Here is a 25,040-nt window from a genome sequence, read left to right on the forward strand (position 1 = left end):
GCGAGGCGTGCCCAGACTTCTGTGTGAATGCGAGGTCTGCACGCAGCGCCGGTCGGGAGATGGCTTCAATACGCTTCTATGCTTCGCTTCTCTTCATCAGTAGACTACGTAGTAGGAGGATATGCTGATGAAGAAAATCCCTCAAATTACTATCGCGTTCTGGATCATGAAGATTTGCGCAACCACTCTGGGCGAAACGGGTGGTGATCTTTTATCTATGACCATGCATGTCGGCTATGCCATTAGTTCTTTGCTTTTCATTGGGCTGTTTGTCATCACTCTGACGACGCAACTTCTCTCGAAAAAATATCACCCCTTCCTTTACTGGAGCGTTATCCTTTCAACCAGTATCGCTGGTACTACTATGTCAGATTATATGGACCGCACTTTAGGGCTGGGCTACGCGAAAGGCTCCCTCCTACTCTGCACTCTTTTGCTAGCTATCTTTGTAATCTGGCGCTTCAGTAAGGCTTCTTTCTCGGTGAACAAGATCACCACGGTGAAGGTTGAAATCCTCTTTTGGACGGCAATCCTCTTTTCAAACACCCTGGGGACCGCGCTGGGTGATTTCCTGGCAGACGATTCCCATCTCGGATTTGGGGGAGGCGTGCTGCTCATTACAGGTCTACTCGCGCTGATAGTTTGCGCAGCTTTTTTCACCAGGATCTCCAAAACCCTCTTGTTCTGGATGGCATTTGTGCTCACGCGTCCATTCGGTGCGACAATGGGTGACCTTCTTACAAAGTCACATGCACAAGGCGGGCTGGGATTTGGCACTATTGGCTCATCTTTGATCCTTGCGGCGATCCTTTTTGTATTCATCCTCATTACATCTCGTCCGGAAATTTCTCGCGAATCGGGTGTACAAGCTGGCTTGTTGAAACAAAATTGGCGAATGTTCACCAAGCGGTTTCGGCTCACAACGGGATTGAATAAAAAATGATAGAAGATGTGATAGTTTTTCTCGCTATAGTATGTCCCAGTATGTATATATGGTGTGGCAATGCTTGTGGCACTGCCACACATCATGTGATAAATATTCTACCCGATAAAGACGGGCCAGCGCAGGAGCGTGCCGGCTATATATACCAGGCAGGTGAGGGTGTAGAAGTGTGTGGACCAGAGAAGGAGCTTGTTCTTGCTATAGGCGGCGTACATGACGCCAGCCAGGATCAAGCCTAGACTGATACGGCTGCAGGAGATCAGCTCGATATAGGAATAATGCGAGAGGAAGACGATGGATAGAAGATTGATGATCCATGCGAGCAACAGGGGGGACCAGCGCCGCTTCCAGATCTCCCAGCCCGCCAGTAGGCAATTAGCTAGCGTGGGGAGGAACATCAGCAGGAGTAGGAGCCAGAATTTGCGTGGGGCATTGGCAAAATAAGTAATTCCTGCGAAGGGAAGGCGTTCAAAGGAGGGGGCAAAGCCCAGGCCACTCTTGCCGAAAATCAGTACAATGGCTGCAAGCCAGAGCAGGAGCGGTAAGCCTCCCAGCAGTGTCATAGGGATAAGATCGCGCCAGCGGCGCTGGAGGAGAAAGGCCACGCCATAGACCAGTGGAAAGAGTATCGCGGTTTCGCGGGTCAGGGCCGCCAATCCCATACAGAGCGCTCCTAGCCAGACGCGTTTCCCCTGGGTAAAGAAGATGCCCAGGCAGAGCAGAAAGACCATGAAGGGTTCTGCTGTATCGAACGTGAAGGCCGCGAGCTGGCCGAAATAAAGTCCTAGTGCCAGGCTGAACCAGGGCGAGACCTGGCGTTTCTGCAAGATATGAGCTACAATCGCCACACTGGCGACAATCGCTATCCCATTGGAAAGCAGCATAACATAGGGGACCAGGGCCGCGTTCCCCAGACTGAAGGCGAAGACGAACAGGGGATAGAGGATGCGTTGATAGCGATAGGGAGCATTATCCATGAACTGGTAGGCATGCCAGGGGTCATGGGCGAGCTGGTAGTAAAATTGACCATCGTAGCCCCAGGTGCCGCTGGCTTTATGTTCATTCCAGACAGTGCCCAGGTGGACAAAATCTAGAGCTGTATAGCCGCGTATAACGACCAGCAGGCCTACACATAAGATATAGAGGGCAGCGATGATGAACGCAGGCCACCAGGCTGCCAGCATTTCTGAGCGCCCCGAGACCTTTGACACCCTATGTATCGGTGATGTTAGCATTACAAGACTCCCAACCACCCTAAGTAAAATTCATGCATTGGCACATGTATATTGAAAGCATGCGCTAATCGCCAATTATAGCCCCTTCTATGGAGAAAACAAAGAGTGCTCTACTGCTCCGATTTTCCTATGCAAACGTATGCAAGCACACGTTCGCACCGAATTTCGTTGTTCCTGTTTCATCCGTAGGTGCCTCCGGGCCGAAGCCCTTTGGTCTTACCCCGCGTCCGCAGGCAAGTTTGCGTCTTCGTCCGAGCCAGTACCGGAGACGGCTTGATCAATGAGCCCGATCAAGCGAAGGGCTTCCCGTAACACATTCTGACCTGCGTTGTGATCTCGATCCTGCGGAAACTGATCATACGGGCAAGCAGGATTCTGACACACAAAGATGCGATCCTTGAGCCTCATCGCTTCCCACGTCCAACCGCAGCAATGACAGGTCTTGACTTCCAGGAAAGAAACGGCCCACCTTGATCACCTGTCCCCCACGTTGCGCCGCTTTTGCCTCGAGCAGACGTCTGAGGGTGCCCAGCGAGGCATCGGCGAACGAGCGAGCGAGACGGCGATTCCTGAGCAGTCCCTTGAGGTGCAGATCTTCCACTCCGATGATCCCGTAACTGTCGACCAGCCTGGTGGTGAGCTTCTGAAGGACATCCTGGCGCAGGCAGGTGATGCGATAATGCAGACGGGCGACCTGTCGGCGCGCTTTCTCCCGATTCGCGGATCCCAGTTTTCGGCGATGCAGCCGTTTGTTGGCCTGACGCAATTTCTTGAGAGCGGTTTTGAGGAAGGCTTGGTTTTCGACTTTCTCTCCTGTACTCAAAGTGGCCAGGCGGTTGAGCCCCACATCGATCCCCACGGCGGCTGGTTTGTCCACCGGGATGGGATCAGGGATCTCGACCTGGATGGAAACAAACCACCAATCTGCTGTTTTGGTGATGCGTGCCCCTTTCACGCGGCCCACAAACCGCAGCTTCTCAGCCAGATTGACCCATCCGAGCTTGGGGATCCACATGCGATGATCCCCCAACGCGAATTGATCGTTGGCAAGGTAAAAGGAGGGTTTGCTTGTTTTCTTGCTCTTGAACGTGGGGCGTTTGGCTTTCCCTTCAAAAAACGCGGTGTAGGCTTTTCCCAGATCGAGAAAGGGCTGATCTGAGGCGTTCTTCGTCACCTCCCATGTCCAGGGGAATTGCACCCGCCGAATCTCGTTGAATTGTTTCTTGAGTTTCAAGGCGGTGGGTTTTTCTCCGGCCTCATATTGGCGGTTCCATTCGGCCAGCGCCCAATTCCACACAAAGCGAGCAACGCCTGCGGCACGAGCAAAATAGTTGGCCTGCTCAGGTGTGGGATGCAGTCTGATCTTATGGGCGCGAATCATGCGGTTCTGCTCTTTCTCTTACCTCATATTTTCTTCAGTATAGGACAAACGTTCTCATCTGTCAAGAAGCTCGAAAGCGTGGCGTCTTGCCCACTATTGATCTCTGTTTCCCACTTTTTGGGAAACAGTTGCATCCTCTTTCCCTAACCATTGACCTGTGTGGCAAGCGGGGCACTTGCGATCTGAAGTATCTGCTCCCCTAGTTTCCGCAGGGCCTCGCGGAGTTCCGGTGGTTGGTGGACGACGAAGGGGATGTTGAGAGACATAAGGTAACGGGCCTGGCTATCAATGTTGTCGTATTCGGCCTGGAACAGGACTCCATTGGCTGTGGGCGTGAGCGTGCCATAAGAGGCTGGAATCTTCTGCTGCATGGCATAGAGCGTTGCCTGAAACTCGACTTCAATGCGCCAGCGAGCCGATCCCTGGGTATACTTTTTCGCCATGTAGGCGCGACAATCAAAGTCCCCCTCGCGCTCAAATGTTTCTTCCAGGGCCGCTACTTGCTGAATACGATCCAGGCGAAACGTGCGGATATCTTGCCGCAGGCAGCAGTAGCCGATCAGGTACCAGTGTCCGTCCCAGCCTATCATACCGTATGGCTCGACCTTGCGGTTCGTTGTTTGGTCGCGATGAGAGCGATAACCCAGCGTGATTCGCCGCTGTTGGGCGATGGCCTCGCTTATATTGATTAAGAGTGAGACATCGGGTTGTGCATCCTTTTGGGGTGAGAAGAAGAAGAGGTGAGAGGCAACGGCGTTCAGGCGGTCCCGCGCCCGGAAAGGGAGCACGCGCGAGACCTTCGCCAGCGCGCCCTCCACGGCTGCCGACGATTGCCCAATCTCCAGCCACGACGTGCCCAGCAGACCAAGCATGATGGCCGTAGCTTCTTCCTCTGTAAAGATTAAAGGCGGCAGTTTGAAGCCGGGGCGAAGACGGTAGCCTCCATGGCGTCCAATGTTGGCCTCGACGGGAATGCCAGCATCCTGGAGGGTGGTGATATAGCGCCTAACCGTGCGCACATCCACCTCCAGGCGTGTAGCAAGCTCGGGACCAGTAATAAAGGGTTTAGATTGAAGTAGTTCAAGAACAGTGAGAACTCGGCTGGTCGGATGATACATGCTGTGTGTGACTCCTCGCGTGGTTCCGCTACTGGCGTACGCGGCTACTTGTCCAGGCTCTACAGTAGCCGCGTACGCCAGTAGCGGGCTACTCAGGCACGCCACGCCCTCCTATCCTAATCTAAAAATCTCTTAAAGGAGGGCTGGTTCCGTCCTTCTTCCATAGTAAGATGTGGGTAAGAGAGAAGTCAAGGAAATAGAGGATGAAAGAGAGCCGTAGGCACGATGGCTGAGCGTATGTTGACCCTGCGCGAGTTGAATCGCGCCACCCTGGCACGCCAATTCTTGTTGGAGCGGACAACGCAGTCTCATCTGGACGTCATTACAAGCCTCATTGCTATGCAGGCCCAGGTCGCCAACGCTTCATACATTGGTCTCTGGGCGCGTTTGCATTCATTCCAACGTGAGTCATTAACCCAGCTCCTTGAAAGCAGGCAGCTCGTAAGGGGATCATCGCTTCGTGGCACCTTACATCTCATGACGGCGGAGGATTATATCCTGGTCCATCCTCTCATCCAGTCCGCATTGAGTCGTAATCTTCCCCTCTTTATAAAGAGGGCGCAGGGCTTTGATCTGGAGAGATTTACGGATATGATGCAAGCATATGTACGCGAGCAGCCACGGACGGGGCTTGAGTTGCGTATGAAGATGGAGGAGTTTTATCCTGGGATGGGGACCCAGCAATTAGCTGATGCCATAAGAATACATATGGCGCTCATCCAGCCCATTCCCGCGGGGACCTGGGGTTTTACTGGTAGACCTGCTCATACCGAGGCGGCTTCCTGGCTTGGGCGCTCAATAGTTGGCTCAGAAGGGGATATGCAGAGGCTTGTCTTGAGGTACCTGGCGGCGTTCGGTCCGGCAAGTGTGCAGGATATGCAGACCTGGTCCGCGCTTACCAGGCTCCAACCCATTTTCGACAGCCTGCGGCCAGAACTGCTCACCTTCAGGGATGAGCAAGGGCGGGAGCTCTTTGATCTGCCTGATGCGCCTCGACCACACGCGGATACCTCTGCGCCTGCGCGCTTCCTCCCCGACTTTGATAACCTGCTGTTCTCGCACGCTGACCGTCGCCGGGTCATCTCCGACGAGCATCGTTCTTCTATCTATATTGGCAATAGCCGATGCACGGCGTTCCTGATAGATGGCTTTGTGCGGGGACGGTGGCGGCTTGAGCGCCGGACAGCATCCACCGCGCTCGTGATTGAACCAGTACGTGAACCACTTTTACCCTCAGAGCAAGAGGCGTTGTATAGTGAGGGAGCAAGCCTCATGCGCTGGATCTTGGATGGTGTGGAGGCATTTGATATACAATTTGGCTCTGTTGTGGGATAGCCTGCTACTGGTGTGCTGGGGCCTGGACAAGTACCGCGTACGCCAGTAGCAGGCTTCTAGCTATTCGACCGAGAGTATGACTTGTTCGAGATCGCTGACGAGATCGGTTACTTCGCCGATGCGGCGGAAGGGGACCTCTTTCTGTTGTGAGAGTGTTTCCCATAGGGCGGGATCGATGGCGGCGAAGAGGCCACCGGAGGTCTGAGGATCAAAGAGAATGGCCTGGGCGTACTGATCGATGTGCTCACCGATGTGGACATGCGAACCAACTGAGCGCACGTTGCGGGCCGTGCCACCGGGTATGCAGCCTGCCTCGGCATAGTGGCGAACATTGGGCAGCAGGGGAAGCGCGGCGTAATCGAAACGCATGCAGGTCTTGCTCTGCGTCGCCATCTCCCAGGCGTGTCCCACCAGGCTAAAGCCGGTGATGTCCGTTGTAGCGTGTACGGCTGGACCAGCCTCGACCAGTAGCTCGCTGGCACGTTTATTGAGCGTGGTCATGGATGTGACCGCGGCGGCCATGTCGTCCTCGTGGACCAGGCCGCGTTTCTGGGCGGTAGTTATCAGGCCAGTGCCTAGGGGTTTGCTGAGAATGAGAATGTCGCCGGGTTTGGCGCCGCCTTTTGTGAGTATACGTTTGGGATGAACGATACCCGTGACAGCGAGGCCATATTTCGGCTCTTCATCGGAGATTGAGTGTCCACCCGCGATGGCTCCGCCTGCTCGCTCGACCGCCTCCATTCCTCCACGCAGCACCTCGCTGAGAATGCTGGTATCCAGAGACTCGGGCCAGGCCACCAGGTTGATGGCCATAAGCACCTGTCCACCCATGGCATAGACGTCGCTAAGGGCGTTGGTGGCCGCGATAGCGCCAAAGGTATAGGGGTCATCCACCACAGGCGGGAAGAAATCGGCGGTGCTGATAATGGCCTGTTGCTCGCTGACCTGGTAGACGGCGGCATCGTCAATCGCGCCCAGGCCGATGAGCAACTGTTCTGGCACGACGCGCTGGCGCAGCGGCTTCACGACCTGGGCCAGCATATCCGCGCCGATTTTGGCGGCGCACCCCGCGCAACTGGCAAGCTCTGTGAGCCGGACCGGCTGTTGTATGCTCATATAGAAATTTTTCCTCTCCAGGAAAATAGCATGAAACAGTGTTAGCTATAGAGAAACAAAAGTCTACCCTTAGTAAATCACAAAGAGAGAAGTAGCCTCAATAGAAAGCGGATAATCTCCTCCTTCTCGTCTTTATCCCTCCCCGCAGAATAGATGATGTGGAAATGTATTTGAAATGATAATCACAACTTTAAAGTGAGCTTAGACGTACATGTATAAAATATATCTGGAAATGAGAATGTAAAAATAGGAGGAATCTATGAATCCACCTGGCAAACCATCTTCACTCAAACGCTTCTTTATCACGCTAGGCATTGTGCTTCTTGGGACTCCATTGTTTACCTTCCTGGTTGCTGAACTCTTCGCGTTTAATCCTACAGCAGTTGTTTTGCTTGTAATGTTTTACCTTATCGGGGTAGTACTCTGGCTTGGCATCAGTGCCAGGCGTGTAGGCGCAATTTATATTATGTTGCATATAATTGTGGGTATACTCGGGTTGGGTCTTGCTCTAGCTCTTTCTGTAATGTCTCCTTATAATGGTCCATCCGTAGCGATTACCGTTCTGGTTATCTCGATTCTCTTCAATGTCATATTAGCTTGCCTCGCCCCGTTCATTTTTTCATTGCGCGAGCGTGTGGCGTTCTTCCATGTGTCGCAGCAGCCTCAACAGCCACAGCCCGCTCCTCAGCAGCAGGGGCAGCAAGTGGTCTATCAACAGATTGTGTATGTGCCTTATGATCCCAACTCGCCTGACGCACCAAAAATTCCTGCTATCCCACAGATGCCTCCTATCCCGGCTCAACCGCAGAATAATTATCAGGAGGGATATCGCCCTGCCCAGCCACAGCCCAAAGAAGAGTACAATCACTATCAAGAGGGATCGCGCACATATACATATCCAACTGGCACAACTCAGAGCCAGGTGAGCACACAATACCCTGAAGCGTAAAGAAGCGTAATTCGCTGTGTTTGGGGAAACGGGTAAGAGCCAACTGCTATGCGGTCTGGCGCGAGGCTACCTGGGCCGCGACCTCGAATTTGTTGGCGAAGACGCGGGGGCTGCAATAGACATTGCGCCGGGCGAAGGGTTCGGGTGCCTCTTGTTTGAGGCGTGCCTGCACATGGGGTTTGCGCGCGCCCAGGCCAGTAAACCAGGGATCAGACAGGTTATATGCGGGAGCGTGGACCCAGTCGGGAACAGTGATGTCGGCCTGTAAGCAGAGGAACTCGACGGCGGCGGCACAAAAAGCCGCCCACTGGTGATGCTCCGGGTCGGCCTCAGCTGACTGCTCTATAGCTTCCTGCACCAGCTCTGAGCGACGCTCCACGGCATAGCAATACCAGTAGTTGAGGAAATCGCCCAGGGCATTCCATGGACGCTCACCTTGAACGATCTGACGGTAGGTTGTCTGCATGCTTTGTATTTCAGCCCACATTGTCGAAGCTCCTCCTGTCTTCGTATCTATTATAACATGGATCGAAGGAATTTTTGCCTATTTTGAAGATTACGCAAATAAATCATCAAATGTAGCTTGAAGATTACATTCCTTCTGCCACTCGGGTGTTGCATAGCGATCTACTAGCGTTTGTGCTTGCGCACGCGTTTCGACGCCAAGCTGCTCGCAGAGAGCTTCGATATCGTCTTCGTCGCGTGCGCGTCCTGCCAGCAGTTTCAGTGCCAGAATATACTCGGCTTTTGGCACATAGATTTGCAAGTTGGTATAGGCACGCCAGAGGGTGATGGGCCCCATCTCAGGTGTGAAGGAGGCCACGATATCATTCATCCAGTCGCGCGTCAGCTGGTAGCGTTTCGCTACGGCATTGATAGCTGAGCGAAACGCCTTTGTTTCTTGATTGGGATTCATGGTATCGGGAAAATCGAGCGGAACCACGTCGATATCCTTGGTCGAGGCCCGATTTTGTACAAAGAACATCATATAGACTCCCCCCACCACCGCCAGGCGCACGGGCTTGCGCACCTTTGCGCGCTTCTCCAGCTCCTCGTCCAGCGCCTGCAAATAACGCTCAATCTCGCTGCCTTCCACTATAAAATAGTGCCATGCTCCTCCCCATGGCTAAATAGCATGGCACACTCCTTTCTGTTGGTACGCGTAGCCATCGGATCGTTGTACACAACGCATATATTTGGGGTGAATATCGACCTTTCCCATTCGAAACGAAGGCCGATGGCGAATAGCTATCCTTCCTTCAAATGTTCCCTTGGGCGTCATGACTTTGACTATATCGCCCGTTTGATATCCAAGAAACGTCTTTTTGCGTTGTTTATGTTGTTTGGGGAACCCATACTTATCTGTGGAGCACATTTGCCTGTTCCCATGGCCTGCGGCTGCAATGAGCAAAGGGACTACCCCTTTATGTACAATAACATCAGGCGTACTCTTACCCACACAGGCAGCATCCAGCCAGTGGGTTTTCGGCAAGCCTCTTGTGGTACGGTTATACTTGGTCAACCCGCCACTGCCACACTCGACAGGCAAGCCGAAGGTTTTCAGCCGTTCAAGTAATGCCCATCGCGTGCTATTCACAGCGCTGGCATCCTTGAGGGGCTTCTTTACCTGAGCGAGAATACGTTTCAAAACATCAGGCTTCTTTTTTAAGAACGCTTCGATCTCCTGCGTGCCTTTGGTGATATTGCATGGCTCACAAGCCAGCGTCAGATTGCTTATCCTGTTAGTGCCACCGTTGGCGCGAGGGTGGATGTGCTCCACTTGCAGGGGAACATTCTTTTTTCCACAATAGGCGCAGGTCCTTTCCCACTTGTCGAGCAAGTATTCCCTGACTTCGTAGCCTTGGAGTGTGCCTTGTTGGTATTCCACGCCTGTTATATCGGGATGCTCCAGCAGTTGCAGATCAAACTTGACCAACTCCTGGCTGAGAGCAGCTATGGGGGCGTAGCGGCAGAGGCGAGCCACCCACGTCAGAATATTGGCAAGGCGACTTTCTAGTGAGGGCGGCAACCATCCCTTCTTCCTTTTTCTATTCTGAAATCTTGGTTTACGATAGCGAGTTTTGCGCTGTCTGCGGCCGCGACGAACAGCACGACGGCTATCCAGGCTGTCTTTAATCGCGTGTCCTCGATGCGAGAGTTCAGCCGCAAAAACAACGTTTCCGTTGGCATCATTGACCAGGGCAATGCCCGTTGTGTTGCTGCCAGGATCAAGCTTGAGGCGCAAAGGCTGCACTTCAGGTTGCTCGACTACTCGTTTGAGAATGATCGTGAACGGGTAACGTCTATGCATGGCTGCTTGGCCCTGTGTGAGCAAGAGCCTCGCCCGTGCTGGATGCACGGGATTCAATGGTTTGTAATAGCTATCAATCACAAAAACATTGCTCAAATTGAGCCTCCTGTTTCCAGGGTAATGGTTGCCTCGACAAAGATAGAGGGCGGTACTTTTCTCCGAGCACTGCATAGACCCCGCTTTGCTGTTTAACCCAGAGATTCTAGGGCTACAGGCTGGCACGCACCCGTAGGTAGGAACTTCAACACTTCACCTCTATCGTAGCTTGATAACTCCGAAGAGTCCTTGCTAAGTCTGGACAAGTCCAGGCTTGCTTTCACAAGCCCCTGCCTTTAGGCATGGGGTACCTGACGTCGCTCGCATCCTTTCCATTAGCCTGTCCTGCCAGGGCCGTGCCTGGCTATGTCAGGGGATGGATCATATTCCCGTGTCTCTTGTTGCAACAAGTATCGCATACGGTAGCGAGATTTTTCAATAAAGCCGGGCATTATGCTTCTGGTCCCTCTTTTTTGTTTTGTGTCGTCGCGGTAGTTGTTCTACCGAGAACATAACCTGCAATGGCGGCGAGAATAGTCGAATCTCTTTTCCTTCCAGAGAGCCCAGGACTCCAAGCACCAGGAGTGTGAAAATGATGACGATAACAGTACTAAGCTCCAGAAGGAAGGTCCATCCTCCTCCGAGCAAGGAAATATCCATTGCCTGGGGAACTATCTGTCCTGCTCGCTTGATGGCTTCGGCTTCTGCCTGTTTTGATAAATCCGCGTAGCGTTTCCTCTCTTCTTGCTCCCAACTTCGACACCTCCCAAGAATATCGAGTCGTTTCTTCTCTTCATCTTCATCCTCTTTGCTTAAAGACGCGCGTTGATCTCCAAATCTATCTTCATAGGACACCCATTTTCCATCTTCCCATAACTGCCCAATATTGCCAAATTCTGGGGGAGGGGGGAAATTGGGATCGAGTAGTCCAGCCGTTGCCCGGTCACGCAACTGTCGCAACAGAGACTGCATTTCCTGGCGCTTGACGCTATCGAGAAGGAATGTGCGCATATAAGCCGAGGTCTGGAGGCGGCTACCGAAGAAGAACACCATCCAGATACAGGTCAGGCAGGCGATGACCATGACAACGGCTAGAATCGCGGATTGAATGGAGAGTGTTGCGGGCATAACCAATCCCCTTCCCTGCAATGTCCCATAACTAACATCTTGCGCTTGACCCCTCGCGCCTGCGGCGCTCGCCTACTGGTGGTGTGCCCTGGCAGCCTGCGGCTGCCAGGGCACACCACCAGTAGGTAAACGTGTCGGGCGTCAATAAATTACGCCTGAATCTCCAGTTGTAGAGGATTATGCTTGTCCAGAGCCTGTGCCGCTGTCATGCGCACCTTTGGATGAGGCCAGTCTAGCAACTCGATCAGTTTGCTTACCAGCAAAGGACCTGGATTGGGTATGTTGCCAATGACTCTGGCTATATAAGCCTGTTGGATCGAGCCAATCAGTTCACCTGCTCCTTGTCCCAGTAAGATATTGCTGGCCTCTTCCACCACTTCGCCAAATACCTCGGGATGAGTTTGTTGCAGATATTTGATAGCAAATTGGTAGGCGTTACTGTCTCCAATTTGAGCTTTAATTAGGTGGGATGGAACACGCTTTTCTGCATGCATTAAAGCGTTAAATGCGGATTCGCGAACTGTGAAAGTCTCATCTGCTAGAGATGTGACGAAAGCCTCTATTGGTTCAGTTACATCCCACTGGATTAATGTCTGGATGGCAGCATCTCGAATGCTGTAATTAGAATCCTGGAGGAGAGAGAAAAGCGTTTCGACTATGAATGGCTCCTTGTGTTCACGTATTTGTATGGATTGAATGGCGATTAGACGTACTTGATCACTTGTATCCTGTAGGGCTTGTTTTAGCGATTCAATTGATAAACGATAACATTGGGAACGCATTGCAGAAAGCCCTGCTTGTTGCACTATTCTTTCCGGGTCCTTGAGGGCATCCAGAAGTATATCGAGTGGTGCCTGTTCATCTAGTCTCCCTAATATCTCAATTGCAGCGGTGCGAACCTCTCGATTCTCGTTGTGTGTTGCTGCTATTAACCATTTTATTGGTAGGCGTGTATTTAGTTGTTCCATCACAGCAACGAGCGCAATGCCTTCTGTACAGTCAAGGAGTGGAAAGAGGAGATCAGAAGAAATTTCAGCGTTGTGCGTGAGTAGCACATACCTGGCCGTTCGCCGTACTTTCTCATCTGTATCGCGAAGTTTATTGATAATAGTCTCTACTGAAAAGTGTTCCCAATGGCGTCCTAATCCTAACTCGTAGAGCGCTTCTCTGCGCATAGCAGCGTCTTTATGTTCTAAAAGCTCTAGTAACAGTTTGACAGGAGTTCTCTCCTTTAAGCTACCTAATAGTTTAATAGCTTGAAGGCGTACTGATTCTTGGCTGCTGCTGAGCGCATTGATTAATGTTTCAATAGGTATGTGTCCATATAACTCGCCTAAAGCTGTCATCGCGCTGTCAACATAGCCCTGGTAGGGGCTGCCGGTATCCTGTAAGAGAAATTGGAGCAAGGCAGGTACTGTCTGTATATCTCTGCGCTTACCTAAGTAGAGTGCGGCTGATTGCCTGACTCTTTCATCAGGGTCTTGTAAGGCTGTAATGAATAAGCCAAGCGGTATATTGTCTTGCGTGCGTAATGTGCAAAGTACACTTCTGCGTATGCGAGGGCTTGGATCATTGATTAAAGCTGTGATTGGCTCTATGAGTAGTTCTCGCCCCTGTCTTCCCTGTGCAGTAAGCTGTTCCAGAGCTGTATAGCGCACATCTACATTATCATCTTGAAGCGACTGGAGAAGTAATTCAAGAGGGGCTTTATCTCCCAGAACTCCAAGCATTTCAAGCGCAATCATACGAGCTGTCGGAGTGCCCAGTTGCAAATTTTTTGTGGTTGCCCCTATAAACCAGATTACTTTTTGGGTCGACCAGTGTTGGGCTTGCATTGCCAGAAGACGTTGTGCCTGAGCACGGAAAGTGCTATTAGGCGAGCATGAGGCGCGAAAGACAGGCTTGGTAGGCGCCTCTTGCCCTTGCGTTTCGAGAATGGCGAGGGCGACTTGATAGATGATAAGAAGAGGCCTTTGCAGAGTCTCTAGCCATTGCTCGTCTGTGATCCAGGGCTTGAGAGCCCCTACGGTCTCCGTTGCGGTTCCGTGGACATCTTCGCGCTTATCCAGGAGGGCATTGAGAATGGGTTTGAGCGGGGCCTTGTCCTGAAACGCAATGGCCTGACGTAGCGCAGCGATTTTGATGTTGGCATTATGGTGGGAGAGTTGAGACACAAGTTGCTGAAGAGCCTGGGGATCATCGAGCGCGTCGATATTTGTCATGTATGATGCAGCGAGAAGTAAAGCATGTGCTGCGCATGCTGTGAATTAGTAGGGGGCATGTCGTCCCTTGGTATTGCTTTTCTGAGTATAACGTGAGCGTCTCCTGCTTGTCAAGCTCACAAAGGCAGTATTCGCTGGTTGCTTATTTGAGGAATTAGCGCCAACATTTATTCTTTGGTAGGGGGGTATGTCAGAGTTGGCAAGCATATTTCCACTAACCCTGACATATTTTTATCTAATGGCCTCACGTACGGCTGGAGAGAGATCAGTGCGAAGCTCTATCAAGCGACGCAGGGTCGCTTCAGATAATGAGGTTTTTACGCCTGATTGGAGCCTGAGCGACGATCAGGCGCACCTTCAATGCACACACCAATATTGAGAGCGTCTAAAGCGTGAAGTAAAGAGGTGTAGAAGAAGTGGTAGGTGCATGCACCTACCACTTCTTCTACACCTCTTTAATACCTCCCGTCGTCGTAGCCCTGGGGTGGAGGGATGATGCTACTGGGAGAGGAGGGCATATTGTGATCGCGGAGAGCCTCGCAACAGAGGGCAAGGCTCATCAGGTAATCGTCGTGGCCATCAGACTCGTCCACATACATATTCATGAGTCCCTCGGCGGGTACCTCGTAGCGCGCGTGGCGTAATTGATGCCAGCACTGCTGGTAGGTGGCGTTGGGTGCGCCCTCCTGGCGATAGATGCTGACGCGGCCTGCGTTTATAAGGCCAAGGAGATGGTAGGTAAGCTGGGACTTGCTGGCGCGAGTGAAATGGAAGGAGCGAATGCGTTCAGGGCCCAGGCGCGTGCTGAGCAGGGAGGCCAATCCTTCACCCAGACCTGTTTTATCGACAACAGTGCGCCGCACATTCCACTCCTGGAGGATGCGCGAGACCGCAGCATACTGGTCGGTATATTTCATTCCGGTCCAGTCGTAGTGTCGCACAATACGTAGCTCGGGCAGGCCGAGATCGTTAATAGTGACGCGTCCAATCGTCAGGATGGTGCTATCGTGCTTACCAGCTGGCTGACCAGGGCGCGCATGCTGCTCACCAGCTATATCGAGTCCGGCGACATAAAAGCCCTCGGCTGGATCTGGAGTAGCCTCCCAGGTGTGCTGGCCTCGCAAGAGCGAAACTTGCAGGTCGTTGAGCAGGTACCCTGAACCGAGAATGGGCAGCAGGCGATACTGGGTACGAATGCTGATATGATCCTCACCAAGACGCTTGATCTCGCTCTCAACGTAGCGCTTGTAATGGTCATTGATAGCCGCCAGTGTACGCCAATCATAGGCGAAGTGGCGCTGGCGACCATCCTGGCGCTCAAGCTCCAGGTTATGGGCGCGCATGCGTGCCAGGAGCGTCTCTTCAGACCAGGCGGTTCCGTAGAGAACGGTTGTGGCATTAGTCGTGCTGGCCATAGGTCTGAGATCGGTATCATACTTGTTTGGATCAATGCTTTGCGCCTCATCGATCTCCAGCAGGAGGGAGGCGGTCGCGCCGACGATGCTGGCACCTGGCCCGGCGGAGAAGAACATCACGCGTGGCCCCGTCTGATAGGGAACCTGTTCGCGCCTGGGAGCCATGCCTATTGTATAGCCAAAGTGTTTCCATACGCGATTACGCATAAATGGGTTATCGAGCAGAGAGAGCAGGCGTTGGCGACTATTGATAGTCTGGGGTTTATAAGTGGGGGCAGCCTTGACGATACTGCCCTCTTGCATACAGAAGAGCAGGTAAGCCTCAAGGGTGGCACTGAGCTGATTCTTGCCCATCTGGCGGGCAAACATGACGGTGAAGGTATCGCCTCGCCCTTCGAGTACGCTCCCTAAGATGGCGTCGCCTACAAGTTCCTGATAGGGGTAGAGTGGTTTGCCCAGGACCTCCCGGGCAAACCAGCCCAGTCCAGGCCGCTCCGGCCAGGGAGGTAATATCAGATGTTGCTGTTGGCGTTTAGACATATAGCCCCTCTTCATCCCCATCACATCGCACAGATCAATGGCACCTGTGCCAGTTTTTCAGCTACATCATCACGCCTAGATTCTGTTACTCTACTCTAGTATACCTGATAGAATTGTGTTGGATGCACTACTTATTTATTGTTCGGGTAGGTTCCGTGGGCCCTGGTAGGGGCGCATATCCGTGGAGGCGCTAAACTCCTGATAGCTATTGCCATATGCATGTGGAGCGCTTGACATGGTAACTAAGGGCGTTGGTGTTAGATCTGGCACCCGCTCCACTGGTTGGGCTGCTCGTTTCACTGAGAACTTGCGTTTATCAGAGATCAAGATCCAGATGGAAAAGGCGAGGAGCGCACCACCTAATGCCACAATAGGAAGTCCAAGGATCCAATGACTATCGAAATAATTATCAGGATGATCCTGGTGCTCCTGCGTCTCATAGACGATTTTCTGGCCACTGGCATTGACCTGGGCAATGTAGGTAAGCTTGTAGCCCTCGCCTGTATGTCCATCGACATTGACATTCTCCAGCGCATCACTACGATAGATCATGTCCTCAAGCCGGGCGCTACTATCAAACTGTACAAACTGCTTGAAGTCGCCGGTCTGAGCAATGTAATAAATAGTGTTGTGGCAATCTTCACAGTGCAAATAATAACGGCCTTCCTCAGCGTCAAGTACAATATGATAGGTTCCAGCAGGCGCATGATCATACGAGACCGCGTGTGATTGTAGGCCATAGATAATGCCCGCGATCAAAACCAGCGAGCTACCAGTAATACGTCCCGAGTAGGTGTTGATAAATAGCATAAGCAAACGCGCCAGCGAGTACCCTCCCTGAGCGCCAAATGCCATCCTGCGCATAGACATTGCTAATTCCCCCTGCATTATATAGGTATTCTGTCAATAAAGAGCTAAAGGGCCTATTTTGCGGGTTCAGCAATAAAAGCTCCGCAATAACAGTAACGTATTTACCTGTTTTTAGTCACTATTGCATTCTTCTTTTTGTCATATGCTTTTCTGGTAATTTGACTTATACATGAATTATCCTGTATATACCTGTATCAAACTGTTTTAAAACCGCTGTTGCTAAATATTTAGCTTCTGGAAAAGCTGTAACAAAACGACTTGCTACATTGACTATCTCATGTATCTGAAAATCCTGGAGAAGCAGTATTGGAGAAATGGATTGTGAAATATTGTGATATCTCGTGGAGAGAAGAGACAGGCTATGCAGCAACCAGCAGATAAGTCTGCCCTGGCTCTGCACGCGTTCTTGCAGGAGAATATGGAGCCACTCCTGGGCATTATACGCTCGTATGTCGCACGCGCTGGCCTGGCAAAGGGCGAGACACTACAGAACGTCGCATCCGAGGTTTTGAACGAGGCCACGTTGGAGGCCCTGGCCCACATTGATGTCTTTCATACTGTGCGCCAACCTCGGGCCTGGTTTCTAGGTATTGCCGCTAACGTTATTAAACGACGGCGTGCCTCCCTGTTCAAGCAAAGCCAGCGCGAACTCTTATTCAGTAGCTCACTTTTTGCTGAGGAACCTGGCGGCGAGAGCGATTTTTTTGATCAACTGAGCAGCCTGGCCCATCCAGGTCCTGAACAAGAGGTAGAGACGCGCACACAGGTTGCTGAACTACTTGCGCTGGCTTTACCCGAGGATCGACGGGTGCTACGCCTGGCCTTTTTACAGGACCTGGACACATCGAGTTTGGCCCTGGCGCTTAATGTTTCTCCAGGTTCCGCGCGCGTTCGCCTACATCGAGCGCTGAATCGTCTGCGGTCGGCCTGGCGTGCACGAGATCAGCAAGGGAAGGAGAGAGGGTACCATGCTTAAGCACGATAGGCAGCAACGCCTGGCATATGAAAAGACGCTCTATCGCTATAGTACGGCGCTTGAGCGTGGAGATTTTGATACGATTATCACGATCCTGCATGAAGCAGAAGACGATCCTTATCTTGAGCATTTAATTTTTGAGATGCATCAAGATGACTATCAAAAGGAGGAACCTACAATGAGCCACGTATCTTCTAAGCAACCACCGGCAACCGAAGAAACACCGCCCCCTGACCTTAATCGTAGCTTGCGCTCTCAGCCAGAGCAGGCACCGCGAACTCGTAAACGCTGGCTAACCACTCTGCGGGGGATTGCTGCTGTTGCCATTGTTGCCATCTTAATCGGCAGCGCGCTCCTCATTTTCTCGGCGATAAACGCGTCTCATAACCTTGCCAAGAATCAACAAACATCCACCGGATCTTCTAATAAAACACTACACAATATTGTGGTTGACGCAGAACTTACCCTTGCTGGTTCTACAGCAGGAAGGGAAGTTCTTACAGCAAGGGATGCCTCTACAGGGGTAAAACTCTGGTCCTATACGGTGCCAAAAGGATTAGATGGTAAGGTCTTTGACACCAAGGGCAAGAAGGGGTTAGTCCACAGTGATAGTGCCAACCCCAACCTGGTCGTTCAGGATCACGTTGTTTACTTCGCCGGTAATAAGCAAGTCCTGGCACTGCATGCGTTGGATGGAACCCTTATCTGGCAGACAGATTTAGGGACAATGGACCAGCATGTTGTTATTGGGGACTTTTTGCCATCGCTTGTAGTAGAGCAGGGACGCGTCTATGCTAGTGGGTACTCACAAGGAAACCTTTATACGCTGGACGCAAAAACGGGTAAGATCATCTGGCATTATGACGCATCTCAACCTGCGCTACTTAGCGTGAACAAAGGGGTTGCCTATGTAACTGCCAATGAGCATTATATTAAAGCCCTGGACGGGAATGATGGGCACACACTCTGGACGAAAGATGTTCAAACTATGCCAATTAGCGCTACGGTAGCGAATAATGTCTTCTATGTCCAGGTTATGCATTCTTTAGTTGACGATCCTAAGGGTTCCCACAAAGATCAGAGACCACTCATTGCCCTGAATGCTACTACTGGCACGCAATTGTGGTCAGTCATGTCGCAAGCTGGCAATCCTACAGACCTTGTTGTACAGAATATGCTGGTGCTTTTCGATGGCAGCCACTTCTGTGGATACCACACCAGCGATGGTACACATGCCTGGTGTACGACCGGGCCACAAAACACAGTCTCGGGTGTCCACATCGCGAGTAACAATGGAAGCATCTATGGCATTTTCAACCTTGACGGAGGCAGGCAAAGAGTACAAGCCATTAATCCACAGAATGGTAAGATATACTGGTCCAAAGACGTCGATGGTGTTGTATCAAATGCTCCATTGATTCTCCCTTTCGGCGACAGCCTGGTACTTCCGCTAAGCAGGTCTGTGCTTGATCAGGCTACTGGCAAGGAACTCTGGCACTTTGACGCGGTAAAAAATGTCCTTGTTATCGCGGGTGGGGTAGGTATGTAGAGCAAAAAAGGGAATAAGGGCATATGATAATGGGCTGGCAGAGCCAGCCCATTATCATATGCCCTTGAGAAATTCTGGCTGTATGCGGGCTGAAAAATGATATAGTAAAGCTGACTACTATTTTTTCAGTTGAAAGGGCACACAGCGCCGATGATCTACACAACCTTGCAGAGCTACCAGGTATTGCAGCGAGATTCTGACAATCAGGCTCGCGTAAAGCAGGCAGATGGGCAGATAGTGGAGTTGCCCGTTGGGGGACCATATACGGTGGGGGACGCACATGATATTTTGGTGGGGGATATCTGGGTCCTGGCCGGGCAGAGCAATATGGAGGGTATTGGCGATCTGGTAGATGTCGAATCACCTTCTCCATTTGTGCATTCTTTTCAGTCACGCGAGGAGTGGGCCATCGCGGAAGAGCCGTTGCACTGGCTTGGTGAGTCGCCGCGTATTGTGCATCATCAGCTCTGGGGGTTCGACAAGGTACCAGATAAAATACCGCCCCGCGATCCCCAGAAGACCAAGGGGGCGGGCCTGGGCCTGACCTTCGCGAAGGAGCGCTATATCCGTGCCGGAGTGCCCATCGGACTGATTCCAAGCGCGCACGGCGGAACCTCCATGGAGCAGTGGGACCCGGCCAAACGTGACGTGGGCGATGCCTCTCTGTATGGTGCTTTGCTCAAACGTGTGGAGAAGGTGGGTGGCAAGATCGCGGGCGTGCTCTGGTATCAGGGGGAGAGTGATGCCTATCCCGAAGCGACCGAACGGTATCATCAACGTATGCACACCCTTGTGACAGCCTTGCGTGCTGATCTCCAGGCCCCGGATCTCCCATTTTACTATGTGCAGATTGGTCGATTCATTCGCTCGATTGCGGATCCGGACGCCGATGTGTGCTGGAGTGGGATGCGCGAGGCGCAGCGTACATGGCAGGATATGCTTCCCCATACCGCGATGGTAGCGGCAATCGACCTCGAACTGAACGACTGGATCCATGTCGGCACGCAAGGCTTGAAACGACTTGGTAGACGCCTCGCTGATTGTGTGGATGGCTTACGTTCGCCTGATATCTCCTCTGTCGTGCTCGAAAGAGAGCGGGCGCTCATTCGCATCACGTACCGTTATGTGCGTGGGGGTCTGCACGCGCATGGGCTGCCCGGAGGCTTCTCGTTGCGCGATCAACAGGGAGTTGCCATCCCAGCCATTTATAAAACGACCATGGAGGGAAACGTTGTCACGTTGCATCTTACGGAGGAGCCTCTATCTGAAGGTGCGGCTCTTTGGTATGGCTGGGGTGCCGACCCCTATTGCAATATTACCGATGGCGCAGACATGGCTATTCCCGCCTTTGGCCCATGGCTACTCGCTTGAGCTTAAGCGAATATTTTGTGAATAGAGTGATATTTCGACTCCATTTTTGATAGCATAGGGGACGCTGTTCGCTTGCGTCCTCTATGCTCCAATGTCCAGGAAATGCCTTCTTTGTATATGCCTCCTCTTCTGCGCCTCGCATATTGCCAGCGCAAGTCGCCGGCCACAAGTGCTTGGTGGGTCATTCCAAAGAGAGGTAGCGCTGGATTTCCTTCAAATTTTCCTGCCCCGTCCCCTCAACGCTTGTGCAGCCTAATCTGATGAATTCCAGAAAAAAGGCTTTATGTCTGCTCGTCAGGGGTATAGGCCATATGTCAAAATGATGCGTGCGATACCTATCGGTGACGATTCCACGCGCTGTTATGCCATCACGAGCCTCCTGAGGCTTCAGCATTAAAGAATTTAACTCAAAAGGCTGGATTTCTTGCATTTTTTGCTCAAAGTGTTGAAGAGCTTCTACTGGGACTGGTGCCATTTGAACGTTTCTTAAATATACTGACTCTTCATTGGTAAATGATGGAAGCACACTTTTTCCTCTCAAAGCTTCTATTTGCATATTCCTTAAATATATGATCGCTTCATCCGATAGTATTGGAAATTCTTGCATTTCCCTGATCGCAGATAAAATTTCAAAGTATCTTTTCAATTCCCAGATGTGAGCGAGGTTGCCGAAGGTCAAGAGCGCATCGGTATCACCAGGTGTGATGTGCAATGAGAGAAAGCAATGTCGATGGAAAGTAGGCTGAAAAATGGCGTGATAGATCAGTTCTTCCTGAAGATTCTCTGATGCTGGACAATAGCCATATGTAGTCAATATGTATTCCCAGAGAGTATTTGTTTCTTCCAATCTATTTTCTTTCAAGCTTGCCTCATTCTTCTGGGAGAGGAAACACAACCAGGATGACGGCAGGATACCATGATGTGCTCTGGAGATTGGATGGGTTGATGGCCCTCCACGAACAGTTCGACGTTCTGCATGAAAAAGGGCCAACGCGTGTCAGTCCTTTCCTGGTGCCCATGATGATGATCAACATGGCTCCAGGGATGGTTTCGCTATTGACCGGTGCGCGGGGACCAGCATGGGCTGCTGTTTCCGCCTGCGCAACCGGTGGGAATGCACTTGGCCAAGCCTGAGAGACCATTCGCCGTGGGGCGGCCAAGGTGATGTTGGCGGGAGGCGCTGAACATGCTGAATTGGAGAGGTTTTCACCCATCACTCACATGTTGCCAGGCTTATCAACCCGTCTTTCATCACTTTTTACCCTCTCTTATACGTTCCTACTAATTCGGCTGTTGCAAGCACGTGGCCTTTCAATTTCGCCAATACGTCCTCTTTTTTCATGCCTTCCGGTAACGCTAACCGTGTATCGAGGGCAAAGAGCCGAAAGACATAGTGGTGCGTGCCAGAAGGTGGACATGGTCCTTTATAGCCACGTGTGCCAAAATCGTTGACGCCCTCAGTACCTCCGGAAGGAGCCTCCTGTTCCAGGATGTGCTGAGTTGAGGGAGGAAGATCATAGATGAGCCAATGCGTAAACACTTTCGTCGGTGCATCCGGGTCTTCAACCACCAGGGCGAGACTTTGTGCTTCCCTTGGCACCTGGGCAATGGTAAGGGGTAGATGGTGATTAGCTCCATCACAGGTATACTGAGACGGAATCGGTTGACCAGGTTCAAAGGCAGGACTGGTGAGCTTCATAGGAGCCTCCTTTTTTCCTGTTGCCAGGCTTGGGGCGGCAAACGTCGTCGTGCAGGTACTCACGATGAATAGCACCCCCAGGATACTACTAAGGAATAGGATATACACTTGTTTCCAGGCGGCAGAAGTGTTCATGACGATCTTTTCCTCCCGACGGTCCTCCTCCATCCATGCTGATATCCGTCTTTTCGCTGATTTGGACATGGGTGCAGAAACGTACGAACTCCTCTGTAGAACCAACTTCCATTCTGCCTACACGCTCTCGACCAATAGAAAGATGCAGCTTCCGTGATGTCGAAGAAATCATGAACAAAATCTACAGATGCTTTCTATCTGTTGTATGATTACAGGGAAATATATACCTAGTATGGAGGTTCTAGCTTGAAGTTTCTTGTTACCGGCGGGGCCGGATATATTGGTAGTGTCATGACCAAGCAACTGGTGGAGGCTGGGCATGAGGTCACTGTGCTGGATAACTTCACCAAGGGTCACCACCAGGCAGTGCTGCCCCAGGTCAAACTGGTGGAGGGCGAGTTGCTCAATGCCCAGCGACTCAAAGAGGTTTTCAAGGATGGCTTCAATGGCGTGCTGCATTTCGCGGCCCTCTCGCTGGTGGGCGAGTCGGTGACGCAGCCAGAGCGCTATTATCGCAATAACGTCGTAGGTACACTCAACCTGCTCGACGCCATGCGCGAGGTGGGCGTGAAGCGCCTGGTCTTCTCATCAACGGCGGCTGTCTATGGCGCACCGGAGGAAACTCCCATCCTGGAGACCGCGCAACCCCGGCCAACCAATCCCTATGGCGGCTCCAAGCTGGCTGTGGACCAGATGATAGGCTTTGAGGCCGCGGCACATGGCCTGGCTGCTGTCAGCCTGCGTTATTTCAATGTTGCCGGCGCCAGTGGCGAGTTGGGCGAGGTGCATAATCCTGAGACGCACCTGATCCCGCTCGTGCTCCAGGCCGCTGCGGGTACACGCGAAGCAGTCCAGATCTATGGCACGGACTATCCAACCCCTGACGGTACGGCAATTCGCGACTATATCCATGTCGAGGACCTGGCACGAGCGCATATCCTGGCCCTTACTCATGCTCAACCAGGGAAACATGAAATCTACAACCTGGGCAACGGCAAGGGCTTTTCGGTCCGCGAGGTCATCGAGACCGCGCGCCAGGTGACGGGCAAACCCATCAAGGCTATAGAGACTGATCGGCGCGCGGGCGATCCTCCTGTGCTGGTTGCCTCCAGCGAGAAGGCCCAGCGCGATCTCGGTTGGAAGCCACAAAAGCCCGAACTGGCGAGCATGATCGCCGATGCCTGGAATTGGCTCCAGGCCCATCCTCAGGGCTATCACGATTAATATATGCTATTGGTCTGTTTGCGGGTATTCGTTCGCAACCAGATCAATGGCGTATAACGCGTAAGTGGGAAACAAATTCATTATGGACCGTATTCACGTACAACCACATCCAATATAAGTCCTGCTGGCTCGACAGGCCGCGCGCGCACCTCCTGTACACACCTTCTCTGATGATGGGTGTTTTTTAGACAGGAGGATATCTACATGTCTTTTTTTAGGCGCTTCGTGCCTGGGCGCTCGCTGCTCTCTATGCCAACACTTCGCTGGCTGGTTATCTCGCGCTTCTTCAGTAATCTGTTCTTCTACTCGACCACGCTGGTCCTCTTTCAACAGCAGCGGGGGCTTAATTTTACCGAGATGTTTCTGATGGAGGCGATTCTCTCGGCCAGCATCTGGCTAGCGGACGTTCCAACCAGCATCTGGTCTGAGCGCATTGGCTATGCCAGGATGATTCTGCTTGGGCGCGCTATTGGCCTGGTGGGGATGCTGGTCTTCGTGCTCGCACATGGATTCTGGCTCTTTGCCTGTGCTGAAGTGCTGGGTGGTGTGGCTTTTGCCTGTGTTTCCGGTTGCGAAAGTGCCCTGGTTTACGCTGCTTTACCTGCTCATGAGAGCAGCAGGCAAGGCGGAGAGGCTTTCGCACTGCTCGCCAGCGCGTCGAGCGCGGGATTCTTTCTAGGCCTGCTGACGGGTAGCTTTCTGGGTGCTGCCAGCCCCTTGCTTGCGGTTATGGCGAGTCTCGTACCCTCCCTGTTCGCGTTCCTTGCGGCATTTCGTATATGGCGCTATGCCCCAGCCTCTAGAGCTACGAAGAACAGTGAGCAAGTGCAAGTCAGGCAGGTGTTACAACGTGCCTGGAAGACCGTGCGTTCTCAACCTGTCCTCGCGCTCTTGAGCCTGTGGGGGTCAGCGAATTTCGCGCTGACAAATGCAGTTTTCTGGTATAATCAACCCTACTTTCAACGAGCAGGTATTCCAGTTGCCCTATTTGGGCCGCTGACAGCCACCGCGCTTGGCTTGCAGTTGCTCATTCTCCTACGCCTGGCAGCTATACACAAGCTACTGGGTACACGTCTCTTGCTGGCCTGTTCCTGCTTCTTCCCTGGGCTCTGCTACCTGCTCTTACCATGGGTGACTCATAGCTGGTTATTTACCCTCCTGTTAATCGCGGGCGTGATCGTCTTTTCCGCCTGGCAGGAGCCTGTGATAGCACAAGAGGTGAATCGGCGTATCGCAGACACAAGCAGGGCGACCACGCTCTCCGCGCTCTCCCTGGTTGGCTCACTGGGGAAAAGTACCCTGGACCCGCTTATAGGGCGCCTGGGAGATCGCGGGCTGGCGTGGGTAGGCACTGGCCTGGGAGGGGCGTTACTTCTCTTGAGTATTGTCGCCCTGCTGCTTCCTCTTCGATCCCAGAGGCAAGAGCATGGACAGTAAAGGTCGCAATGGCCAGGAGATGCCTGTCTAGCTATATGTCCCAATTACTT

The 25,040-nt window shown here is 52.3% G+C and carries 21 protein-coding genes and 1 pseudogene; 9 read left to right on the plus strand and 13 right to left on the minus strand.

The window, feature by feature from the left end; genetic code table 11:
- The first annotated feature begins 127 nt into the window (after positions 1 to 127).
- Positions 128 to 943, plus strand: a complete 816-nt coding sequence (locus KTE_RS33290) for a hypothetical protein (RefSeq protein ID WP_201389243.1) — start codon at positions 128 to 130, stop codon at positions 941 to 943.
- A gap of 98 nt (positions 944 to 1,041) precedes the next feature.
- On the opposite strand, the gene KTE_RS33295 is transcribed toward KTE_RS33290, so the two are convergent.
- From KTE_RS33295 to KTE_RS33305, 3 genes and pseudogenes are all read right to left on the minus strand, one after another.
- Positions 1,042 to 2,178 carry an AZOBR_p60025 family cell surface glycopolymer formation protein gene (locus KTE_RS33295; RefSeq protein WP_201389245.1) on the minus strand — a complete coding sequence of 379 codons (1,137 nt, stop codon included), beginning with the start codon at positions 2,176 to 2,178 and terminating at the stop codon, positions 1,042 to 1,044.
- 216 nt (positions 2,179 to 2,394) lie between these two features.
- Positions 2,395 to 3,559: pseudogene (locus tag KTE_RS33300) on the minus strand (RNA-guided endonuclease InsQ/TnpB family protein).
- Positions 3,560 to 3,702: 143 nt separating this feature from the next.
- Positions 3,703 to 4,677 carry a YafY family protein gene (locus tag KTE_RS33305; RefSeq protein ID WP_201389247.1) on the minus strand — a complete coding sequence of 325 codons (975 nt, stop codon included), beginning with the start codon at positions 4,675 to 4,677 and terminating at the stop codon, positions 3,703 to 3,705.
- A gap of 225 nt (positions 4,678 to 4,902) precedes the next feature.
- On the opposite strand from KTE_RS33305, the gene KTE_RS33310 reads away from it, so the two are divergent.
- On the plus strand, positions 4,903 to 6,012 hold the full coding sequence (locus tag KTE_RS33310; RefSeq protein WP_201389249.1) for a winged helix DNA-binding domain-containing protein: 1,110 nt from the start codon (positions 4,903 to 4,905) through the stop codon (positions 6,010 to 6,012).
- Between the two features lie 60 nt (positions 6,013 to 6,072).
- Here KTE_RS33310 and selD read toward each other — a convergent pair whose 3' ends face one another.
- On the minus strand, positions 6,073 to 7,128 hold the full coding sequence (gene selD / locus KTE_RS33315) for a selenide, water dikinase SelD (RefSeq protein WP_201389251.1): 1,056 nt from the start codon (positions 7,126 to 7,128) through the stop codon (positions 6,073 to 6,075).
- Between the two features lie 259 nt (positions 7,129 to 7,387).
- Between selD and KTE_RS33320 the strand changes: the two genes are divergently transcribed.
- A complete protein-coding gene (locus KTE_RS33320) occupies positions 7,388 to 8,077 on the plus strand; it encodes a hypothetical protein (protein WP_201389253.1) in 690 nt (229 codons plus the stop codon).
- Between the two features lie 46 nt (positions 8,078 to 8,123).
- Here KTE_RS33320 and KTE_RS33325 read toward each other — a convergent pair whose 3' ends face one another.
- The 7 genes from KTE_RS33325 to KTE_RS33355 form a co-directional block, all read right to left on the minus strand.
- Complete coding sequence (locus KTE_RS33325; protein WP_201389255.1) at positions 8,124 to 8,564, minus strand: hypothetical protein; 441 nt, start codon at positions 8,562 to 8,564, stop codon at positions 8,124 to 8,126.
- A gap of 69 nt (positions 8,565 to 8,633) precedes the next feature.
- Positions 8,634 to 9,173: a DUF6036 family nucleotidyltransferase gene (locus KTE_RS33330; RefSeq protein ID WP_201378457.1), complete on the minus strand. Its 540-nt coding sequence runs from the start codon at positions 9,171 to 9,173 to the stop codon at positions 8,634 to 8,636.
- Between the two features lie 30 nt (positions 9,174 to 9,203).
- Positions 9,204 to 10,484, minus strand: coding sequence for an RNA-guided endonuclease IscB (iscB, locus tag KTE_RS33335; protein WP_201389257.1), 1,281 nt, complete (start codon positions 10,482 to 10,484; stop codon positions 9,204 to 9,206).
- Positions 10,485 to 10,859: 375 nt separating this feature from the next.
- Positions 10,860 to 11,552 (minus strand): hypothetical protein, encoded by a 693-nt coding sequence (locus tag KTE_RS33340; protein ID WP_201389259.1) that lies wholly within the window; start codon positions 11,550 to 11,552, stop codon positions 10,860 to 10,862.
- 149 nt (positions 11,553 to 11,701) lie between these two features.
- Positions 11,702 to 13,774, minus strand: a complete 2,073-nt coding sequence (locus tag KTE_RS33345; protein WP_201389261.1) for a HEAT repeat domain-containing protein — start codon at positions 13,772 to 13,774, stop codon at positions 11,702 to 11,704.
- Positions 13,775 to 14,229: 455 nt separating this feature from the next.
- Positions 14,230 to 15,729, minus strand: a complete 1,500-nt coding sequence (locus tag KTE_RS33350; RefSeq protein ID WP_201389263.1) for a hypothetical protein — start codon at positions 15,727 to 15,729, stop codon at positions 14,230 to 14,232.
- A gap of 135 nt (positions 15,730 to 15,864) precedes the next feature.
- Entirely contained in the window at positions 15,865 to 16,599 is a 735-nt protein-coding gene (locus tag KTE_RS33355) for a hypothetical protein (protein WP_201389264.1), read from the minus strand.
- A gap of 361 nt (positions 16,600 to 16,960) precedes the next feature.
- Here KTE_RS33355 and KTE_RS33360 point away from each other — a divergent pair, with 361 nt between their 5' ends.
- The 3 genes from KTE_RS33360 to KTE_RS33370 all read left to right on the plus strand — a co-directional run bounded on the left by KTE_RS33360 (position 16,961) and on the right by KTE_RS33370 (position 20,495).
- On the plus strand, positions 16,961 to 17,575 hold the full coding sequence (locus KTE_RS33360; protein WP_201389265.1) for an RNA polymerase sigma factor: 615 nt from the start codon (positions 16,961 to 16,963) through the stop codon (positions 17,573 to 17,575).
- Positions 17,568 to 19,124 (plus strand): PQQ-binding-like beta-propeller repeat protein, encoded by a 1,557-nt coding sequence (locus KTE_RS33365; protein ID WP_201389266.1) that lies wholly within the window; start codon positions 17,568 to 17,570, stop codon positions 19,122 to 19,124. The genes KTE_RS33360 and KTE_RS33365 overlap by 8 nt, the downstream gene beginning before the upstream one ends.
- 150 nt (positions 19,125 to 19,274) lie before the next feature.
- Positions 19,275 to 20,495: a sialate O-acetylesterase gene (locus KTE_RS33370; RefSeq protein ID WP_201389268.1), complete on the plus strand. Its 1,221-nt coding sequence runs from the start codon at positions 19,275 to 19,277 to the stop codon at positions 20,493 to 20,495.
- A gap of 181 nt (positions 20,496 to 20,676) precedes the next feature.
- Here KTE_RS33370 and KTE_RS33375 read toward each other — a convergent pair whose 3' ends face one another.
- Complete coding sequence (locus KTE_RS33375; protein ID WP_201389270.1) at positions 20,677 to 21,357, minus strand: hypothetical protein; 681 nt, start codon at positions 21,355 to 21,357, stop codon at positions 20,677 to 20,679.
- A gap of 38 nt (positions 21,358 to 21,395) precedes the next feature.
- On the opposite strand from KTE_RS33375, the gene KTE_RS33380 reads away from it, so the two are divergent.
- On the plus strand, positions 21,396 to 21,629 hold the full coding sequence (locus KTE_RS33380) for a beta-ketoacyl synthase N-terminal-like domain-containing protein (RefSeq protein WP_236600771.1): 234 nt from the start codon (positions 21,396 to 21,398) through the stop codon (positions 21,627 to 21,629).
- Positions 21,630 to 21,753: 124 nt separating this feature from the next.
- Here the strand turns inward: KTE_RS33380 and KTE_RS33385 are convergent, their stop codons facing one another.
- A complete protein-coding gene (locus KTE_RS33385; protein ID WP_201389272.1) occupies positions 21,754 to 22,329 on the minus strand; it encodes a YbhB/YbcL family Raf kinase inhibitor-like protein in 576 nt (191 codons plus the stop codon).
- 246 nt (positions 22,330 to 22,575) lie between these two features.
- Here KTE_RS33385 and galE point away from each other — a divergent pair, with 246 nt between their 5' ends.
- Entirely contained in the window at positions 22,576 to 23,553 is a 978-nt protein-coding gene (gene galE, locus KTE_RS33390) for a UDP-glucose 4-epimerase GalE (protein ID WP_201389274.1), read from the plus strand.
- Positions 23,554 to 23,757: 204 nt separating this feature from the next.
- Positions 23,758 to 24,990, plus strand: a complete 1,233-nt coding sequence (locus KTE_RS33395) for an MFS transporter (RefSeq protein WP_201389275.1) — start codon at positions 23,758 to 23,760, stop codon at positions 24,988 to 24,990.
- The last annotated feature ends 50 nt before the right edge of the window (positions 24,991 to 25,040 follow it).

This window comes from Ktedonobacter sp. SOSP1-85, assembly GCF_016587415.1.
Lineage (GTDB): Bacteria > Chloroflexota > Ktedonobacteria > Ktedonobacterales > Ktedonobacteraceae > Ktedonobacter.

Coding starts and splice junctions, on each gene's coding strand:
- KTE_RS33290 (WP_201389243.1), top strand. CDS start 128: ATGAAGAAAATCCCTCAAATTACTATCGCGTTCTGGATCATGAAGATT.
- KTE_RS33295 (WP_201389245.1), bottom strand. CDS start 2,178: ATGCTAACATCACCGATACATAGGGTGTCAAAGGTCTCGGGGCGCTCA.
- KTE_RS33305 (WP_201389247.1), bottom strand. CDS start 4,677: ATGTATCATCCGACCAGCCGAGTTCTCACTGTTCTTGAACTACTTCAA.
- KTE_RS33310 (WP_201389249.1), top strand. CDS start 4,903: ATGGCTGAGCGTATGTTGACCCTGCGCGAGTTGAATCGCGCCACCCTG.
- selD (WP_201389251.1), bottom strand. CDS start 7,128: ATGAGCATACAACAGCCGGTCCGGCTCACAGAGCTTGCCAGTTGCGCG.
- KTE_RS33320 (WP_201389253.1), top strand. CDS start 7,388: ATGAATCCACCTGGCAAACCATCTTCACTCAAACGCTTCTTTATCACG.
- KTE_RS33325 (WP_201389255.1), bottom strand. CDS start 8,564: ATGTGGGCTGAAATACAAAGCATGCAGACAACCTACCGTCAGATCGTT.
- KTE_RS33340 (WP_201389259.1), bottom strand. CDS start 11,552: ATGCCCGCAACACTCTCCATTCAATCCGCGATTCTAGCCGTTGTCATG.
- KTE_RS33345 (WP_201389261.1), bottom strand. CDS start 13,774: ATGACAAATATCGACGCGCTCGATGATCCCCAGGCTCTTCAGCAACTT.
- KTE_RS33350 (WP_201389263.1), bottom strand. CDS start 15,729: ATGTCTAAACGCCAACAGCAACATCTGATATTACCTCCCTGGCCGGAG.
- KTE_RS33355 (WP_201389264.1), bottom strand. CDS start 16,599: ATGTCTATGCGCAGGATGGCATTTGGCGCTCAGGGAGGGTACTCGCTG.
- KTE_RS33360 (WP_201389265.1), top strand. CDS start 16,961: ATGCAGCAACCAGCAGATAAGTCTGCCCTGGCTCTGCACGCGTTCTTG.
- KTE_RS33365 (WP_201389266.1), top strand. CDS start 17,568: ATGCTTAAGCACGATAGGCAGCAACGCCTGGCATATGAAAAGACGCTC.
- KTE_RS33370 (WP_201389268.1), top strand. CDS start 19,275: ATGATCTACACAACCTTGCAGAGCTACCAGGTATTGCAGCGAGATTCT.
- KTE_RS33380 (WP_236600771.1), top strand. CDS start 21,396: ATGACGGCAGGATACCATGATGTGCTCTGGAGATTGGATGGGTTGATG.
- KTE_RS33385 (WP_201389272.1), bottom strand. CDS start 22,329: ATGAACACTTCTGCCGCCTGGAAACAAGTGTATATCCTATTCCTTAGT.
- KTE_RS33395 (WP_201389275.1), top strand. CDS start 23,758: ATGTCTTTTTTTAGGCGCTTCGTGCCTGGGCGCTCGCTGCTCTCTATG.